The organism is Ruegeria denitrificans, assembly GCF_001458295.1.
Taxonomy (GTDB): domain Bacteria; phylum Pseudomonadota; class Alphaproteobacteria; order Rhodobacterales; family Rhodobacteraceae; genus Ruegeria; species Ruegeria denitrificans.
In genome coordinates this window covers 54,483-69,321 of sequence record NZ_CYUD01000009.1, presented here as the reverse complement: position 1 = coordinate 69,321, position 14,839 = coordinate 54,483, and the positions used below count along the sequence as shown (strand labels likewise).

16 protein-coding genes are annotated in these 14,839 nt (G+C 58.7%); 11 read left to right on the top strand and 5 right to left on the bottom strand.

What is annotated here, in order from left to right; translation table 11 throughout:
* Positions 1 to 9: 9 nt before the first annotated feature.
* Positions 10 to 708 carry a DNA/RNA nuclease SfsA gene (gene sfsA, locus RUE5091_RS14440; protein ID WP_058282639.1) on the bottom strand — a complete coding sequence of 233 codons (699 nt, stop codon included), beginning with the start codon at positions 706 to 708 and terminating at the stop codon, positions 10 to 12.
* A 52-nt stretch (positions 709 to 760) separates the two neighbouring features.
* On the opposite strand from sfsA, the gene RUE5091_RS14435 reads away from it, so the two are divergent.
* The 5 genes from RUE5091_RS14435 to RUE5091_RS14415 are packed head-to-tail and all read left to right on the top strand — an operon-like array spanning position 761 to position 4,444.
* Positions 761 to 1,483, top strand: coding sequence for a competence/damage-inducible protein A (locus tag RUE5091_RS14435; protein ID WP_058282798.1), 723 nt, complete (start codon positions 761 to 763; stop codon positions 1,481 to 1,483).
* Positions 1,480 to 2,208 (top strand): GNAT family N-acetyltransferase, encoded by a 729-nt coding sequence (locus tag RUE5091_RS14430; RefSeq protein WP_058282638.1) that lies wholly within the window; start codon positions 1,480 to 1,482, stop codon positions 2,206 to 2,208. Before RUE5091_RS14435 ends, RUE5091_RS14430 begins: the two co-directional genes overlap by 4 nt.
* A complete protein-coding gene (locus tag RUE5091_RS14425) occupies positions 2,205 to 2,777 on the top strand; it encodes a peroxidase-related enzyme (protein WP_058282637.1) in 573 nt (190 codons plus the stop codon). Before RUE5091_RS14430 ends, RUE5091_RS14425 begins: the two co-directional genes overlap by 4 nt.
* Positions 2,774 to 3,676: an OmpA family protein gene (locus tag RUE5091_RS14420; RefSeq protein ID WP_058282636.1), complete on the top strand. Its 903-nt coding sequence runs from the start codon at positions 2,774 to 2,776 to the stop codon at positions 3,674 to 3,676. Before RUE5091_RS14425 ends, RUE5091_RS14420 begins: the two co-directional genes overlap by 4 nt.
* A gap of 48 nt (positions 3,677 to 3,724) precedes the next feature.
* Complete coding sequence (locus RUE5091_RS14415; protein WP_058282797.1) at positions 3,725 to 4,444, top strand: SDR family NAD(P)-dependent oxidoreductase; 720 nt, start codon at positions 3,725 to 3,727, stop codon at positions 4,442 to 4,444.
* 174 nt (positions 4,445 to 4,618) lie between these two features.
* Here the strand turns inward: RUE5091_RS14415 and RUE5091_RS14410 are convergent, their stop codons facing one another.
* Entirely contained in the window at positions 4,619 to 5,944 is a 1,326-nt protein-coding gene (locus RUE5091_RS14410) for a methyltransferase family protein (RefSeq protein WP_058282635.1), read from the bottom strand.
* A 24-nt stretch (positions 5,945 to 5,968) separates the two neighbouring features.
* Entirely contained in the window at positions 5,969 to 6,880 is a 912-nt protein-coding gene (locus RUE5091_RS14405; RefSeq protein ID WP_058282634.1) for a LysR family transcriptional regulator, read from the bottom strand.
* A gap of 228 nt (positions 6,881 to 7,108) precedes the next feature.
* Between RUE5091_RS14405 and RUE5091_RS14400 the strand changes: the two genes are divergently transcribed.
* On the top strand, positions 7,109 to 7,549 hold the full coding sequence (locus RUE5091_RS14400) for a DUF4399 domain-containing protein (protein ID WP_058282633.1): 441 nt from the start codon (positions 7,109 to 7,111) through the stop codon (positions 7,547 to 7,549).
* A 24-nt stretch (positions 7,550 to 7,573) separates the two neighbouring features.
* On the opposite strand, the gene RUE5091_RS14395 is transcribed toward RUE5091_RS14400, so the two are convergent.
* Together RUE5091_RS14395 and RUE5091_RS14390 are read right to left on the bottom strand one after the other, a co-directional pair.
* Positions 7,574 to 8,485: an AEC family transporter gene (locus tag RUE5091_RS14395; protein ID WP_058282632.1), complete on the bottom strand. Its 912-nt coding sequence runs from the start codon at positions 8,483 to 8,485 to the stop codon at positions 7,574 to 7,576.
* Positions 8,486 to 8,580: 95 nt separating this feature from the next.
* Positions 8,581 to 10,608: an NADPH-dependent 2,4-dienoyl-CoA reductase gene (locus tag RUE5091_RS14390; RefSeq protein ID WP_058282631.1), complete on the bottom strand. Its 2,028-nt coding sequence runs from the start codon at positions 10,606 to 10,608 to the stop codon at positions 8,581 to 8,583.
* 137 nt (positions 10,609 to 10,745) lie between these two features.
* Between RUE5091_RS14390 and RUE5091_RS14385 the strand changes: the two genes are divergently transcribed.
* From RUE5091_RS14385 to RUE5091_RS14365, 5 genes are all read left to right on the top strand, one after another.
* The gene (locus RUE5091_RS14385; protein WP_058282630.1) at positions 10,746 to 11,231 is read left to right on the top strand and encodes an RNA pyrophosphohydrolase; all 486 of its coding nucleotides are present in this window, start codon (positions 10,746 to 10,748) and stop codon (positions 11,229 to 11,231) included.
* A 6-nt stretch (positions 11,232 to 11,237) separates the two neighbouring features.
* Complete coding sequence (gene sigZ / locus RUE5091_RS14380; protein ID WP_058282629.1) at positions 11,238 to 11,777, top strand: RNA polymerase sigma factor SigZ; 540 nt, start codon at positions 11,238 to 11,240, stop codon at positions 11,775 to 11,777.
* Between the two features lie 64 nt (positions 11,778 to 11,841).
* Entirely contained in the window at positions 11,842 to 12,552 is a 711-nt protein-coding gene (locus RUE5091_RS14375; protein ID WP_058282628.1) for a glutathione S-transferase family protein, read from the top strand.
* A gap of 71 nt (positions 12,553 to 12,623) precedes the next feature.
* Positions 12,624 to 13,997, top strand: a complete 1,374-nt coding sequence (locus tag RUE5091_RS14370; RefSeq protein WP_058282627.1) for a radical SAM protein — start codon at positions 12,624 to 12,626, stop codon at positions 13,995 to 13,997.
* Positions 13,994 to 14,830 (top strand): DUF547 domain-containing protein, encoded by an 837-nt coding sequence (locus tag RUE5091_RS14365; protein WP_058282626.1) that lies wholly within the window; start codon positions 13,994 to 13,996, stop codon positions 14,828 to 14,830. The genes RUE5091_RS14370 and RUE5091_RS14365 overlap by 4 nt, the downstream gene beginning before the upstream one ends.
* Positions 14,831 to 14,839 lie beyond the last annotated feature (9 nt).

Genomic DNA, 14,839 nt, shown 5'->3' with positions numbered 1-14,839 from the left:
TTATTCGGATTACACCCGAATCCTTTCGCCGACGGTGATTTCACTGGGCGAAATACGCGTGCGGTAAACCAGCCGCTCGACCCCCTGTACCTGCACGGCTTTGAACGCAGCTGCGTAGGTCGGGTCGATATCGGCGGCCAGCGCAAACCGGTCGCAATCGGTGCGCTGCACCAGATACAGCATGATCGCCCGATGACCCTGCGCCGCCATAGCTGCCAGTTCGCCCAGATGTTTGGTGCCGCGGGCGGTGACGCTGTCGGGGAATTCGGCCAGACCGGGTTCGCGGGACAGGGTGACGCTTTTGACCTCGACATAGGCGTCCGGCAGGTCTGGCTGGGTCAGCAGAAAATCGATGCGGCTGTTTTCGCCGTATTTCACCTCGGGGCGGATGGTTTCATAGGCAGCCAGTTCGGGGACTTCTCCGGCTTTCAACGCCGCGCGCAAGGCTTTGTTGGGGACTGAGGTATCAACCCCCGCAAAGTGCCCATTTTCATGGTCGACCAGCCGCCAGCCGTATTTCAATTTCTTCTTCGGATCGTCATTGGGCTCAAGCCAGATTTTCTCACCAGGCTCAGCCAGCCCCATCATTGAACCCGGATTGGCGCAATGGGCAGTTACCTCACGCCCGTCCTCTAACGTGCAATCGGCCAGAAAGCGTTTGTAGCGGCGGATCAGGCGGGCGGGGACAAGGGGGGTTTCAAATTTCATGCCCCCCGGCCTATACCTGCCCCAAAGGTCGATCAAGAGGGGGGCACGCGCCATGGCCAATCCAACCGCTGCAATGCTGGTGATCGGGGATGAGATCCTTTCAGGCCGCACCAGGGATGCGAATATGCATTATCTCGCCAGTGAGCTGACCAAACATGGTATTGACTTGAAAGAGGTGCGCATTGTCAGCGACGAAGCGTCTGCCATTGAAACGGCGGTCAAGGCGCTGTCAGAGGCTCATGACAATGTCTTTACAAGCGGCGGGATCGGCCCAACCCATGACGATATCACCGCCGATTGCATCGCGCGCGCCTTCGATACTCCAATCGATGTACGCGAGGATGCCCGCGCCCTGCTACAGGCCCGCTATGACAAATCCGGGCAGGAGTTGAACGAGGCCCGCTTGCGCATGGCCCGAATTCCGGATGGGGCGGAACTGATCGAAAATCCGGTTTCGATCGCGCCAGGGTTCACCATTCAGAATGTGCATGTGATGGCCGGGGTGCCCTCGGTGTTTCAGGCGATGGTCGCCAGCGTGTTGCCCGGCCTGACTGGTGGCAGCCCGTTGTTGTCGCAAACCCTGCGCGTGGAACGGGGTGAGGGCGATATCGCGGGGCCTCTGTCCGCGTTGGCAGACGATTTTTCCGATCTGTCCATTGGCAGCTATCCGTACCAGGTCAACGGCGTGTTTGGCTCAAACGTGGTTGTGCGCGGCACCGACGGGGCACTGATCGATGCGGCCGTCACCCGATTGGCGAAAGAACTTGATCTGTGAGCGTCAACTGGCCCGACATCGTCGATGGCACCTGGCCCGCCGCACGATATGAGCGGCTGGGGCCGTTTCAGCTGCGACAAGGGCAGGGGGGTGGGTCACGAGTGTCTGCGGCCAATGCGCTGGGGCCGGTGACTGAGGCTGATATCGACGCTGCCGAGGCTGCGATGCAGGCGATGGGGCAAAAGCGCCTGTTTTGCCTGCGCCCGGGGGATGAGGCGCTGGATGCCCAGCTTGCCGCACGCGGATACGCGGTTCTGGATCCTGTCAACATTTACGCCTGCCCGGCAGGTCACCTGACCGATAAGCCGATCCCGCGCGTGATGGTCTTTTCCACGCCCGAGCCGCTGGCGATCATGCGTGAAATCTGGACGCAGGGGGGGATTGGTCCGGAACGGGTTGCGGTGATGGAGCGGGTGAGCGGCCCAAAAACCGGGCTGCTGCTGCGCCACGACGATCAGCCTGCCGGTACCGTTTTTATCGCGATACAGGACGGTGTTGCGATGGTGCACGCGCTTGAGGTTCTGCCCGATCACCGCCGCCACGGGCTGGGGGTCTGGGCAATGCGCGCCGCGGCCTTTTGGACGCAGGAAAACGGAGCGGACACGCTCAGCGTGATCTGCACCAAGGCGAATACGGCGGCCAACGGGCTTTATCACGCACTTGGGATGGAGATTGTCGGAGAATACCACTACCGTCAGCTTGTCCAAGGAGAGAGCCCGAAGTGACAAACGAAAAGAAGCCCACCGCGCTGGACTTGCCGATGGTGGACCCACTGCCGCCCGAAACGCAGAAATACTTTGATATCTGTGTGGAAAAGCTGGGCTTTGTACCGAATGTTCTGCGGGCTTATGCGTTTGATATCGACAAGCTGAACGCCTTTACGGCCACGTATAACGACCTGATGTTGGGCGACAGCGGTCTGACCAAGCTGGAACGGGAAATGATCGCTGTGGTCGTATCGGCGATCAACAAATGCTTTTACTGCCTTGTGGCTCATGGCGCGGCGGTGCGGCAGTTGTCGGGTGATCCGCAACTGGGCGAGATGTTGATTATGAACTACCGCGTGGCCCCTCTGGATCCGCGCCAGCGCGCCATGCTGGATTTCGCCGCAAAGATGACCACCGCTAGCGCCGAGATCGAAGAACCTGATCGCCAACGCCTGCGGGATGCGGGGTTGAGTGACCGGGATATCTGGGACCTCGCCAATGTCACCGGCTTTTTCAACATGTCGAACCGGGTTGCGAGCGCCACGGCCATGACCCCGAACGACGACTATCACGCGCAGGCCCGATGACCCGAATTACCCTTCTGATCCTGTTGTTTCTGGCCGGTCCGCTTGCGGCGCAGGAATTGACATTGCCCTCTGGCGCGCGTCAGCTTAGCGATCGTGTCAGCCCGCTGGATAGTTACGACCTGCCCACCGGTCCCTATGCCGATGACAGTCTACCCTTGCGCCACGTCGAAGGGCGGGTCGAACGGATCACATGGCGCGTGCAATCGGGCTCCAGCACGACGTTGCAACTGTTGGCACCTTTGCGCGAACAGGTTATCGCGCAGGGTTATGAGGTGCTGTTCGAATGCGAGGCACGGACCTGCGGCGGGTTCGATTTCCGGTTCGGAACCGAGGTGGTGCCGACCCCCGATATGTACGTGTCCATTCAGGATTACCGCTTTCTGGCCGCCACGCGCGGCGACGAGGTGCTGAGCCTGCTGGTCAGCCGCAACCCACCCAGCGGCTATGTGCAGATGATCCGCGTCACTCCCGTTGACGCCGAAACTCCGCCCCCGCTGGTGATCGAGGAAACAGTCAACGCATCGGGCGGCTTGCTGACTGAATTGGCCCAGAACGGGCATGTCATCCTAGACGACCTGCATTTCCGTACCGGAGAAATTGCACTGGGCGACGGGTCTTTTACCTCGCTGGAATTGATTGCCGGGTATCTGACCGATAATCCGGGTACGCGTTTGGCGCTTGTCGGTCACACAGATGACACTGGCGCGCTGGACGCCAATATCTCGGTCAGTACGGGCCGGGCGCAGGCGGTGCGCACCCGCTTGATCGAGGCGCACGGTGTTGCCGCTGATCGGCTTGAGGCGCGCGGGATCGGGTATCTGGCACCGCTGACGTCGAACGCCACTCCCGAAGGCCGTGACTTGAATCGCCGGGTTGAGGCGGTTTTGCTGGTCAATTGATCTCGGTGACATAGGTCAGTGAGAGGATCAGGAGTGAAGGAGCCCACCATGGCTGACCAGACGCAAAAACCTCAGGCATTGATCATAGGCGCGGGGGCAGGTCTGTCGGCTTCGTTCGCGCGGGCATTGGCGCAGGATGGCTACGCGCTGCACCTGACCGCGCGCAATATCGCGAAGCTGGAACCTCTGGCCGTCGAAACGGGTGCGGTACTACATCAGGTGGACGGCACCGATGCCAAGGGCGTGGCGGAATTGGTTGCCGATTTGCCGGGTGAATTGCGCGTGGCCTGCTACAACCCCTCGGCCCGGCAGCGTGGTCCAATCATCGAGCTGGACGCTGAGATCGTACGCAAGGCAGTTGAAGTTACGGCGCATGGAGCCTTTCTGTTGGGGCAGGCCGCTGCTCGCCGTATGCTAGATCAACCAATGCGGGACAACCGGCGCGGAACGATCCTGTTCACCGGTGCCTCGGCCGGTGTCAAAGGCTTTCCACTGTCCGCGCCCTTTGCCATGGGCAAATTCGCGCAACGCGGATTAGCGCAATCCATGGCGCGCGAATTGCACCCCAAGGGCATCCACGTCGCCTGGGTCAATATCGACGGCGGTATCCGCAATGCATCCCGCCCGGAACGGGTTGAAGCCGACGACAATCCCGACAGCATGCTGGACCCCGACGCCATCGCCCGAGAATACATGCATCTGGTGCATCAGGACCGATCCGCCTGGAGCAACGAGTTGACCCTGCGCCCATGGGTCGAGAGGTTTTGACAGACAAAAACGAAAAAAGACCCGCACAAAGGTGCGGGCCGTCGAGGTTCACCGGGGAGATATTTCCAGTTACTCACACTATCCCTGGCAATAGCGACTATTTGTTGACGTAACGAAGACAGTCTGTGTTCTTTATTCGACCGATTTTTGCCGAAAGCTGGTGAAGGCCGGTTCTTACTGTTTCTGACGACGATTGCGCATTCGCAAACGTGCAAACAAGCCATTTGCTGCGATCCAACCCGCATAGGCGCGATAGTCTTCGTCTGCCATAAGGTGCTTTTCTTCCGTCTTGGCGCGCACGTAATACAGCGCGTTAACACCCAACAACAAAATGCAACTTTGAAGCGCTGCCGTGGACCCGATGTCCGAAAGAAAAGGCAAATGGATCATCCACCACATGATGTTCTTGGACAGATAGGCGGGGTGCTTGAAATAGCGGAAGGGCCCCGTTGTGATGATCCCGCGATGGGTCAGGTTCGAAAACCGAAGCCCGAACGCTGCGGTCGCCCAAGCATAGATTATCGCAAGCAGCAGAATCGCGCCGCCCCAAACACTCAAAAGCACAGGCTGATCCGACAGCCAAACCGTCCATGATTGAGTACCCGTGCGATAATCGAGCGGCCCGCCGGTCGCCATCAGCGCGAAGGGAGGGTAACACGCCAGGGCTGCGATCCAGCCAGACAGGAATGGGTTGGCAGTTCGAATATGTGAATCAAGAACTCGGAACGTGCAGAAATATCCAATAGCCCCAATGCACACATCGACCAGAAATGAAACCTGAACCAAGTACAGAACGATTGACACCGAATTTGCAAAATACGCTTCGAGATTGGCGTTAATGACGAAATCGACAATCTTCGGCAGCACCGTCAACATAAAGGCCAGAAAAAACCCTTTGACCAGCCACGCCCTGCAATGATCCTTAATTTTTTCAGGATCAACGGCTGAAAACTGCAGGGTAACAAGCTTGCCTACGTGCCAAAGTTCGTCACGCGGTTCGACCATGTGGCGAGTGGTAAATGCAATGTAGGCTGGTGACAAAATCCACAACACAGGAAAAAAGGAAAGGGTCAGCGCCCGGACCAGTTCGTAATCCGATGTGCTGTACGTTGGAATGATCTGGTAGGCCATGGCGATGACGAAAAGGGTCACGCCCAGGCCAAGGGTTTTCGTGACCGTGATTGAGGCAACCTCGGATGTGTCCCTTCTCAGCCCATAATCCAGCCCTGTTGAAGCACGCAAATGAACCCTGTCCAGAAGGATCGAAGACGCAATCATTGGCAATGCGGCCCCGGCCAGCAATAACTGAATGGATTGCATTAACGCGGTGTCAAAATAGATGGCCGCGAATGTTGCAGCTAAAAGACCAAATACACCGACAAGCCCAGTGAATTCACTTACGGCAGAAACCGGAGGTGTTTTCGACTGCGTCGCGGGTGCCAGACGTGAAGTGCCATCAGCCTGTCCGGCGCTGCCTTCAGTCTGAATAGCTGTATTCATTCCGCCACCCCGTTGATCAACGTGTCAATCTACCCAGTCCATTAGGCCTTTTTCCGCAAAGGATTCGACCAGGAAATCAATGAAAGCGCGGACTTTGGGTTGCGTAAAGCGACCGGGGGGATAGACGGCATAGATCCCCTGCACTTCATCCGGCAGCGACGGCATCGCATCCAGAACCGCACCGGACTTCAGCGCATCAGCATACAGGTAGCTGGGCAGATATGCGATCCCCAGCCCCGAGATCGCCGCATTCAACAACGACTGACCGTCATTCACACTCAGCCAACCGGCAGTGCGAACCTGTCTCTTTTCGCCTGACGGTGCGGTCAGCCGCCAGACATTGCCCGAAGACTGGCTAGAGTAATGCAGCAGCTTGTGTTCGTTCAGATCGTCGATTTTCTGCGGACGTCCGTATTTCTCGACATAGCTGGGTGCGGCGACCATCCGCTTCACGGTTTCGGTCAATTTGCGTGCACGCAGGGTGCTGTCCTCGAGCTCGCCAATGCGCACGGCGACGTCGAACCCTTCGGAAATCAGTTCCACGTACCGGTTGTTCAGAACCATGTTTACGGTGATATCCGGATATGCGGCCAGAAAGTCCGACAGTACTGGTGACAGATGATTTACCCCGAAATCCGTCGCTACGCTGATTCGCAGCAATCCGGATGGCGCTGATTGCATTGAGGTGACTAGAGCGTCTGCTTCGCCTGCGTCATTCAGCACACGGCGCGCGCGGTCGTAATAAGCCAACCCAATCTCGGTTGGGGAAACCCGGCGTGTGGTGCGGTTCAACAACCGCGCGCCCAGCCGCGCCTCAAGGCTTGATACGTGCTTTGACACGGCAGATTTGGAAATTCCCATCTTCTTGGCCGCGTCGGTGAACCCACCCTGGTCTACCACGTTGGCAAATGCTTCCATTTCGGTCAGTCGATCCATTCTCGTTCCCCGGGTGCTTTTTCCTTGCCTGACTGTGACGCCCAATCTGGGCGGAAACTGGGCAGACATGGGATAATATCAGGGATTTAATTGGGATCGTTTGCAGATGGGAAACGCGGAAACAATGGTTTCCAAAGTGGCCACGCCCGCAAAAAGAGAAGGAATTTTGGGGCTTTGGCGCAAATATGTTATGATGAGAGTGGCAAATTTGTGACCACGGAGGAGATCATGAAATCCCTTTTCGCCCTTGTTGCCCTGTGCCTGTCCGCGACCTTTGCGCTGGCTGGCGGTGAAACGCCATCAAATCCCGAAGCCAAGGTTTATTTCGCAAATCTGTCGGACGGGGATACGGTCCAGTCCCCGCTGACGGTGGTCTTTGGCCTCAGCGGCATGGGGGTGGCCCCGGCCGGGACCGAGAAAGAAAATACCGGTCACCACCACCTGCTGATTGACCGTCCACCCTTGGGTGAGGGTGAAGATGGCGCGGATGAACTGGCCTATGGTCTGCCCGCAGATGACAACCACCTGCATTTCGGTGGCGGCCAGACAGAAGTGACGCTGGACCTCGCCCCGGGCGAGCACACGCTGCAATTGGTGCTGGGCGATGCAGGCCACGTGCCACATGCGACGCCGATTGTATCCGAGGTGATAACGATTACGGTTGAGTAGGGTGTTCAGGCGCCAAGGCAATCTCTAAAATACAGCTCTTGCCGCCAGTATCCACAATGGCAGGGTCACTGCGCTGAGAAGTGTTGATTGCGCGATCAGCGTGGCCACCAGCTTTCTGTCTGCCCCGAATCCAGACGCCAGAACATGTGCAGCGGACGCGGTAGGCAAGGCTGCAAATAGGATCAAAACCGGGGCCAGCCCGTTTGCCCCGTCTGCAAGTGCGCAGACAAGAAACGTAGCGCCCGGCACTAGAACCAGTTGTGTAAGGCAAACATACCCGCTGAACCGATCCATCTTTGCCAGAGCAGCCCAGTTCATAGTTGCGCCGATTGAAATCAGTGCAATCGGAATTGCCGCCGCCGCGACCATTTCCAGCGGGGCCAGAATGGGCGCAGGAATAGAAATGCCGGACAGGCCGACGGTCACACCCAGAACGCTTGCCAGTAAAAAGGGGTTCAGTGCTACTTTGGACAGGGTTTGCAAAATGCTCAGGCTGCCGCCTTTTGACAGTACCAAAACCGCAAGCATATTGGCGACAGGTACCGCCATGCCGATAGCAACGGCCATCTGACCGATTGTGGCTGGCCCGAGGGTTTGTGATGCAACCAGTGCGATTGCCGAGTTAAAACGCCACACCGTTTGCCAGCCACCTGCAAAATCCAGAAACCGGTCCGGGCCAATTGGCCGCGCTGCCCAGCCCAAAAGCATCGCAAAAATCAATATGGCCCAAACAGCCGGGCCGATTTGCAATACATCTGCCACAGCGATAGGGCGTTTGCAGGCCGCGACAAACAGCAGTGCGGGAAACAGAATTTCAAAGTTCAGCTTGTCGAGACCCTGCCATGCATTCTCGGACAAGCGCGCACGGATTACTCCGCCCAACGCGACCATCAGAAAACTTGGGGCAAGCCCAGATAATATGGTGGCAAAGACCATGACAGGCCGTCCCTACATTCAGCGCTGCCACTCTAGTTGGCCGCCCGTCGCAGGCAAGACGGTAACCGACATGCTGGTGTCGAAATTGACTGCTTTTACAATCCTGCTGCCAGTCGTGTGCCTTGATTGATCGCGCGTTTGGCGTCCAGTTCAGCGGCCACGTCCGCGCCGCCGATCACGTGTGGGGTGATGCCGCGATCAACCAGCGCGTCGGCAAGGCTGCGCTCGGATACCTGACCAGAACACAGAACAACCGTATCCGCTGCTATGACTGTGGGGTCGGAGCGCCCTTCACCAAAGCTGATATGCAGGCCGTTGTCGTCGATACGTTCGTAGTTCACGCCACCCACGAAATTGACGTTCTTCATCTTTAGCGTCGCGCGATGAATCCAGCCGGTGGTTTTGCCCAGCCCCTTGCCGTGGACTTGTTTCTTGCGTTGCAACAGGGTGACCTGCCGTTTGGGTGCCTCGGGTTGTGGCCCTTCAGGGGCCAGGCCCGCGCGGTGTTCTTCGGGGTCAGTCACACCCCATTCCTTCATCCAAACGGGCAGATCGGTCGTCGGGCTATGGCCGTCTTCGATCAGGAATTCGGACACGTCAAAGCCGATACCACCCGCGCCGATGACAGCGACGGATGCTCCGACTTCGGCTTTGTTGCGCAGCACGTCGACATAGGTGAGGACGTTGTTGCGATCCTGCCCCGGAATCTGTGGATCGCGCGGGGTGACGCCGGTGGCGATGACCACCTCGTCAAAGCCGGTCAGGTCGTCTGCGGAAACCTCGCGGTTCAGTTCCACTTTCACACCCAAATCTGCCATCATCGTGCGGTACCAGTCGACCAGACCCCAGAACTCCTCTTTGCCCGGCACCTGTTTGGCCATGTTCAACTGACCGCCGATCTCGCTGGCGCGGTCGAACAGGGTCACGTCATGGCCGCGCTGTGCGGCGGTCATGGCGGTGGACAGTCCAGCCGGACCTGCGCCCACGATGGCGACGGCCTTTGGGGTCTCGGCTTTGCGGATTACCAGCTCGGTCTCGTGACAGGCGCGTGGGTTGACCAGGCATGAGGTCAGCTTGCCGCTGAACGTGTGATCCAGACAGGCCTGATTGCAGGCGATACAGGGCGCGATCTTGGCCCCGTCCCCGGCAATCGCTTTGTTTACGAATTCCGCGTCCGCCAGCATCGGACGCGCCAGCGAAACCATGTCCGCGCAACCAGTCGCCAGAACCTCTTCGGCCACTTCCGGCGTGTTGATCCGGTTCGAGGTGATCACGGGTATCGAGACCTTGCCCATAAGTTTCTTTGTCACCCAGGCAAAGGCAGCGCGGGGGACACTGGTCGCAATCGTCGGAATCCGCGCCTCGTGCCAGCCGATGCCGGTGTTGATGATCGTGGCCCCGGCCTGTTCAATCCGTTGCGCCAGTTCCACCACCTCATCATGGGTCGAGCCATTGGGGATCAGATCAATCATCGACAGGCGGTAGATGATGATGAAGTCAGTCCCCACCGCCTCGCGCGTGCGGCGTACGACTTCGATGGGCAGCCGCATCCGGTTTTCGTACGAGCCGCCCCAACGGTCAGTGCGTTTGTTGGTGTGGGTCACCAGGAACTGATTCAGGAAATACCCTTCAGAGCCCATGATCTCGACCCCGTCATAACCCGCCTTCTGTGCCAATCGGGCTGCGTTGACGATATCACTGATCTGTTTTTCGATGCCGTCTTCGTCCAATTCATTCGGCGGAAACGGCGAGATCGGCGACTTCACAGGGCTAGGGGCCACACATTTCGGACCATATGCATAGCGGCCCGCGTGCAGGATCTGCATGGCGATCTTGCCACCGGCTTCGTGCACGCGCTGCGTCACGATAGAATGGTTCGCCACTTCCTTGTCGTTGGTCATCATCGAGGCACCCGGCAGGACCGAACCTTCAAGGTTCGGACCAATGCCACCGGTGACCATCAGCGCCACGCCACCCCGCGCCCTGTCGGCATAAAACTCAGCCACACGGTTCCAGTCGCCCGTTTCCTCAAGCCCAGTATGCATCGAGCCCATAAGCACGCGGTTCTTCAGCGTGGTAAAGCCCAGATCCAGCGGGAACAGCATGTTTGGGTACGCAGTCATGGCGAAACTCTCCCTCACGAATTTGCACTCTAAATTGACGTGCGCGTAAACTTTGTCACGCGAAACCTAACGTCACCCCCTTTGCGGGCCTTGTCGCGCTTGTTAGAGGTTGCCTGAACAACCCCATGAGGCCGCGCATGACCCCGGAAGAAATCGCCAAACTGCCCTATCGCCCTTGCGTCGGGCTGATGCTGATGAATGCCGAGGGCAAGATATTCGTCGGCCAGCGCAATGACCGCCACAAGGATGCGTGGCAGATGCCGCAGGGCGGCGTGGACAAGGGCGAAGACCCCCGCGATGCTTCATTGCGTGAGTTGTGGGAAGAAACCGGCGTCACCGCCGATCTGGTCGAGGTTGTGGCCGAAACCGATGGCTGGCTGCCTTATGATCTGCCGCATGAGATCGTGCCCAACATCTGGAAAGGCCGTTATCGTGGGCAAAAACAGAAATGGTTCCTGCTGCGCTTCACCGGCAGCGACGATCAGATCAATATCGCTACCGACCACCCGGAATTCACCCGCTGGAAATGGCAGGACCCCGGCAAGCTGATCGAAGAGATCGTACCTTTCAAGCGTACGGTCTATCAGCAGGTGGTGGACGCGTTCGCCGATTACCTGTCATAAACCAGCATGCAGATCGAAGATATTTGGCCGAAATATCGCGCTCGTCTAAAGGCGTTTTTGCATTCGCGCGTGTCCAATGCGGCGGATGTGGATGATCTGCTGCAAGAGATTTCGGTCAAGGTCTTCACCGGCCTGCCTGATTTGAAAGACCCGGCCAGGCTGCAGCCCTGGCTATTCCAGACGGCGGATCGCACCATCATTGACTACTATCGCAAATCGGGCCGTGCGCAGGCGCATCCGGATGATCTGTGGTATCATCGCGATAACCCCGAAACCCGTCAGGATCTTGAAGGCTGTGTCGAACCTTTCATTCGGGGTTTGCCCGCCGAGACCGCAGATATGCTGATGGCCATCGACATCAACGGCATGTCTCAACGCGACTATGCGCAGGCGCATGGGCTGTCCTATTCGACACTCAAGTCCCGCGTTCAGAAAGGCCGGGCCGAGCTGCGCACGGCGTTTGAAGATTGCTGCAATATCTCGATGGATGTGCGGGGGAACATCTCGGACGTGCAGGAAAAATCCGCCAATTGCAAAAAATGTTGATCTGATCGTCGTCTTTTTGGCGTGGCCTTCGTCTGACAGGTGAAGCATCCAAAAGGAAAGACCAATGATCCGTATCATCAGCTTTAAAATCTGCCCCTTCGTTCAGCGCGTCACGGCGCTGCTTGAGGCCAAGCAGGTGCCCTATCAAATTGACTTCATCAGCCTTAGCGACAAGCCTGATTGGTTTCTTGAGCTGTCGCCCACAGGCCAAGTTCCCGTGCTGGTGACCGAAGGCGGCACGCCGCTGTTCGAGTCAGACGCAATCGCCGAATATCTGGATGAAGTTGCTGCCCCGCTGCAACCCGATCTGACGCCCGAACAGCGCGCCTTGAACCGAGCGTGGAGCTATCAGGCCAGCAAGCACTATCTGGTTCAGTGCAGCACCATGCAAAGTGCGGACAGCGCGGTATTTGGTGAACGCGTGACCAAATTGAACGCCGCCTTTGCCAAGGCGGAAAAACAACTGGGCAATGGTCCGTTCTTTGCAGGGGAAACGCTGGGCAATGTGGATATGGCATGGCTGCCCTTGTTGCACCGCGCTGCGATTGTCGCCGATCACAGTGGGCACGACATGCTGGCCGATTATCCCAAGGTGAAAGCGTGGCAGCGGGCCCTACAGGCCACGGGCATTCCGCAGAAATCCGTGTCCGACGACTTTCACGACCGCTTCACCGATTTCTATCTGGCCGAACGCACCTGGCTGGGTCGGGGTGCGAATGTGAACGAGGCTCCGTCGGCGACCGAAGTGAAACAATCCGGTGGCTGCTGCGGCTGATCGTTCACCGGCCCGCACGTTGGCGTGAGAGGGCGTGGTCGCATGTCCGAGCCCTCTCTAGCTTGGTGCGTATGAAAGACACCGCGCATCCCCAGCCCGCCATTGCCCCCGCCGGACGCAAGTTCGCAGGTACCGACCGTCGTGCCCCCTTGCGTGGTGGTTTGCTAAGTTGCGGTGAATTTGGTGCGGGACAGACAGCGGGGCGGTTTTACCCCATCGCCTGCGTCGCGCTTGAGGTCACCCAGCACTGCAATCTGGATTGCACGCTATGCTACCTCTCGGACCGAGCCGAGATGACCTTTGACCCACCGCTTTCGGTTCTGTTTGCACGGCTCGCCACGATCCGCAGCCACTATGGCACCGGTGTCTCGGTACAGCTGACGGGCGGCGACCCGACTCTGCGCAAGGTCGAGGATCTTGAGGCCCTGAGCCGCGAGATCCGCCGTCTGGGTATGCGATCTTGCCTTATGACCAATGGTATCCGCGCCAGCAGGGCGTTTCTGACGCGGCTGGCAGCAGCGGGACTGGACGATGTCGCCTTTCACGTTGACCTGACCCAGGAACGAAAGGGTTTTAGCTCCGAGGTCGAATTGAACACTGTGCGCCGCGCTTATATCCGTCGCGCGCGCGGTTTGGGACTGCGCATCCTGTTCAATACCACCGTGTTTGCAGGCAATTTTGACGAGCTGCCCGAGTTGGCACGGTTTCTGCGTGATCGTGCCGAGGTTGCCTTTGTGTCGTTTCAGATGCAGGCCGATACCGGGCGTGGTGTGCTGCGGGCGCGGCCCGATGCGATCACACAAGAAAGTGTGACGCATGCGATTGAGGCAGGTTACGGCACCCCGCTGCATTTCGGTACGGCGGCTGTTGGGCATTCCAAATGCAACCGCTACGCCAGCGTGGTCACCGCAGGAGGCCGCGCGGTCTCGTTGCTGTCGAACAAGCGGCTGGTGCATCGGGTGATCGACGCGCTTGAGGGTGTCGACGACAAACAGGACGCACATATACGTATTCGTCCCAAGAGTCGGCGCATGATCCGGCGGCATCCTCTGTTGGCTCTGCGGGCGCTTGGCCACCTGGCGTTAAGCGTGATGCGTCTGGGGCCGGGGTTGATGCGTGGTTCGGTACGGCGACAGACAGTGTTCATCCATAACTTCATGGCGGCGGACGCGCTTGAGGAAGATCGTTGCGCCTCATGCGTGTTCATGGTTGCGACGGCGAATGGTCCGCTATCGATGTGCGCGCACAATGCACAGCGCGATATGCATCTGTCCAGCCCGGACAGGATTGACGGCCCCACTGGCCCAAGCTGGTGGAACCCCGCCGTGCCGCGTCTGTCTGGCGGTCCGGATCTGCCCGAGATTGGCGACCCCTCGCTGGCCCCGCTGAAACGGCTCAAAGGTCAGATGCGCGCCCTCCGCCAGACCCGGAAGGACGCGTCATGAGATACCTGTTGATCTTGTTGCTACCCTTGCTGGCGGCTTGCGCCAGTGTCGAACGTCTGGCACTGCCCGCGCCCGAGCCGTTGCCGGGAAAGGTCCTGACCAGTTACGCGCCACCCCCCGGGCAGCGGGTTGACCACGGCGATTGGACGGCCTTTCTGTCCCGTTATGTGGCACCTGACGCGCAGGGCGTGAACCGGGTTGCCTATGCGCAGGTGACACAAGCGGATCGGGCGCGGTTGGATGGCTATCTGGCCGACTTGCAGGCCATTGACCCGACGCAATTGGCCCGCAATCAGCAGCTGGCCTACTGGATCAACTTGTACAATGCGGTGACGGTGGATGTAGTTCTTGAAAGCTATCCCATTACTTCGATCCGCGACATCAAGGACGGGCCGTTGTCAATCGGCCCCTGGACCCGGCCATTGGTGCAGGTCACGGGGCAGACGCTGACCCTGAACGATATCGAGCATCGTATCATCCGGCCCACTTTTAATGAGCCCCGTATCCACTACGCCTTGAACTGCGCGGCTGTAGGTTGTCCCAACCTAATGGACCGCGCTTGGCGGGCGGACACGCTGGAACGGGACTTTGCCGCGGCTGAGCACGCCTATATCAATGACCCACGCGGTGTCAGTTTCAGTGATCGCGGGGGACTGGTCCTGTCGAAAATCTACATTTGGTTCCGCGAGGATTTCGGACCGGATGAAAAAGCAGTTCTGGACTATATTGAGACGGCAGCCGCACCTGCCCTGCGTACGCGGGTGCAGGCAGCACCGCGCGTCACAGGCTATAAATACGATTGGGCCTTAAACGATGCTGCCACTGGGTTTTGAGGACAGCGC

What these genes read in the sequence shown, in the direction of transcription:
- sfsA (WP_058282639.1), bottom strand. Translation starts at nt 708, where the DNA reads ATGAAATTTGAAACCCCCCTTGTCCCCGCCCGCCTGATCCGCCGCTAC.
- RUE5091_RS14435 (WP_058282798.1), top strand. Translation starts at nt 761, where the DNA reads ATGGCCAATCCAACCGCTGCAATGCTGGTGATCGGGGATGAGATCCTT.
- RUE5091_RS14420 (WP_058282636.1), top strand. Translation starts at nt 2,774, where the DNA reads ATGACCCGAATTACCCTTCTGATCCTGTTGTTTCTGGCCGGTCCGCTT.
- RUE5091_RS14415 (WP_058282797.1), top strand. Translation starts at nt 3,725, where the DNA reads ATGGCTGACCAGACGCAAAAACCTCAGGCATTGATCATAGGCGCGGGG.
- RUE5091_RS14410 (WP_058282635.1), bottom strand. Translation starts at nt 5,944, where the DNA reads ATGAATACAGCTATTCAGACTGAAGGCAGCGCCGGACAGGCTGATGGC.
- RUE5091_RS14405 (WP_058282634.1), bottom strand. Translation starts at nt 6,880, where the DNA reads ATGGATCGACTGACCGAAATGGAAGCATTTGCCAACGTGGTAGACCAG.
- RUE5091_RS14400 (WP_058282633.1), top strand. Translation starts at nt 7,109, where the DNA reads ATGAAATCCCTTTTCGCCCTTGTTGCCCTGTGCCTGTCCGCGACCTTT.
- RUE5091_RS14395 (WP_058282632.1), bottom strand. Translation starts at nt 8,485, where the DNA reads ATGGTCTTTGCCACCATATTATCTGGGCTTGCCCCAAGTTTTCTGATG.
- RUE5091_RS14390 (WP_058282631.1), bottom strand. Translation starts at nt 10,608, where the DNA reads ATGACTGCGTACCCAAACATGCTGTTCCCGCTGGATCTGGGCTTTACC.
- RUE5091_RS14385 (WP_058282630.1), top strand. Translation starts at nt 10,746, where the DNA reads ATGACCCCGGAAGAAATCGCCAAACTGCCCTATCGCCCTTGCGTCGGG.
- sigZ (WP_058282629.1), top strand. Translation starts at nt 11,238, where the DNA reads ATGCAGATCGAAGATATTTGGCCGAAATATCGCGCTCGTCTAAAGGCG.
- RUE5091_RS14375 (WP_058282628.1), top strand. Translation starts at nt 11,842, where the DNA reads ATGATCCGTATCATCAGCTTTAAAATCTGCCCCTTCGTTCAGCGCGTC.
- RUE5091_RS14370 (WP_058282627.1), top strand. Translation starts at nt 12,624, where the DNA reads ATGAAAGACACCGCGCATCCCCAGCCCGCCATTGCCCCCGCCGGACGC.
- RUE5091_RS14365 (WP_058282626.1), top strand. Translation starts at nt 13,994, where the DNA reads ATGAGATACCTGTTGATCTTGTTGCTACCCTTGCTGGCGGCTTGCGCC.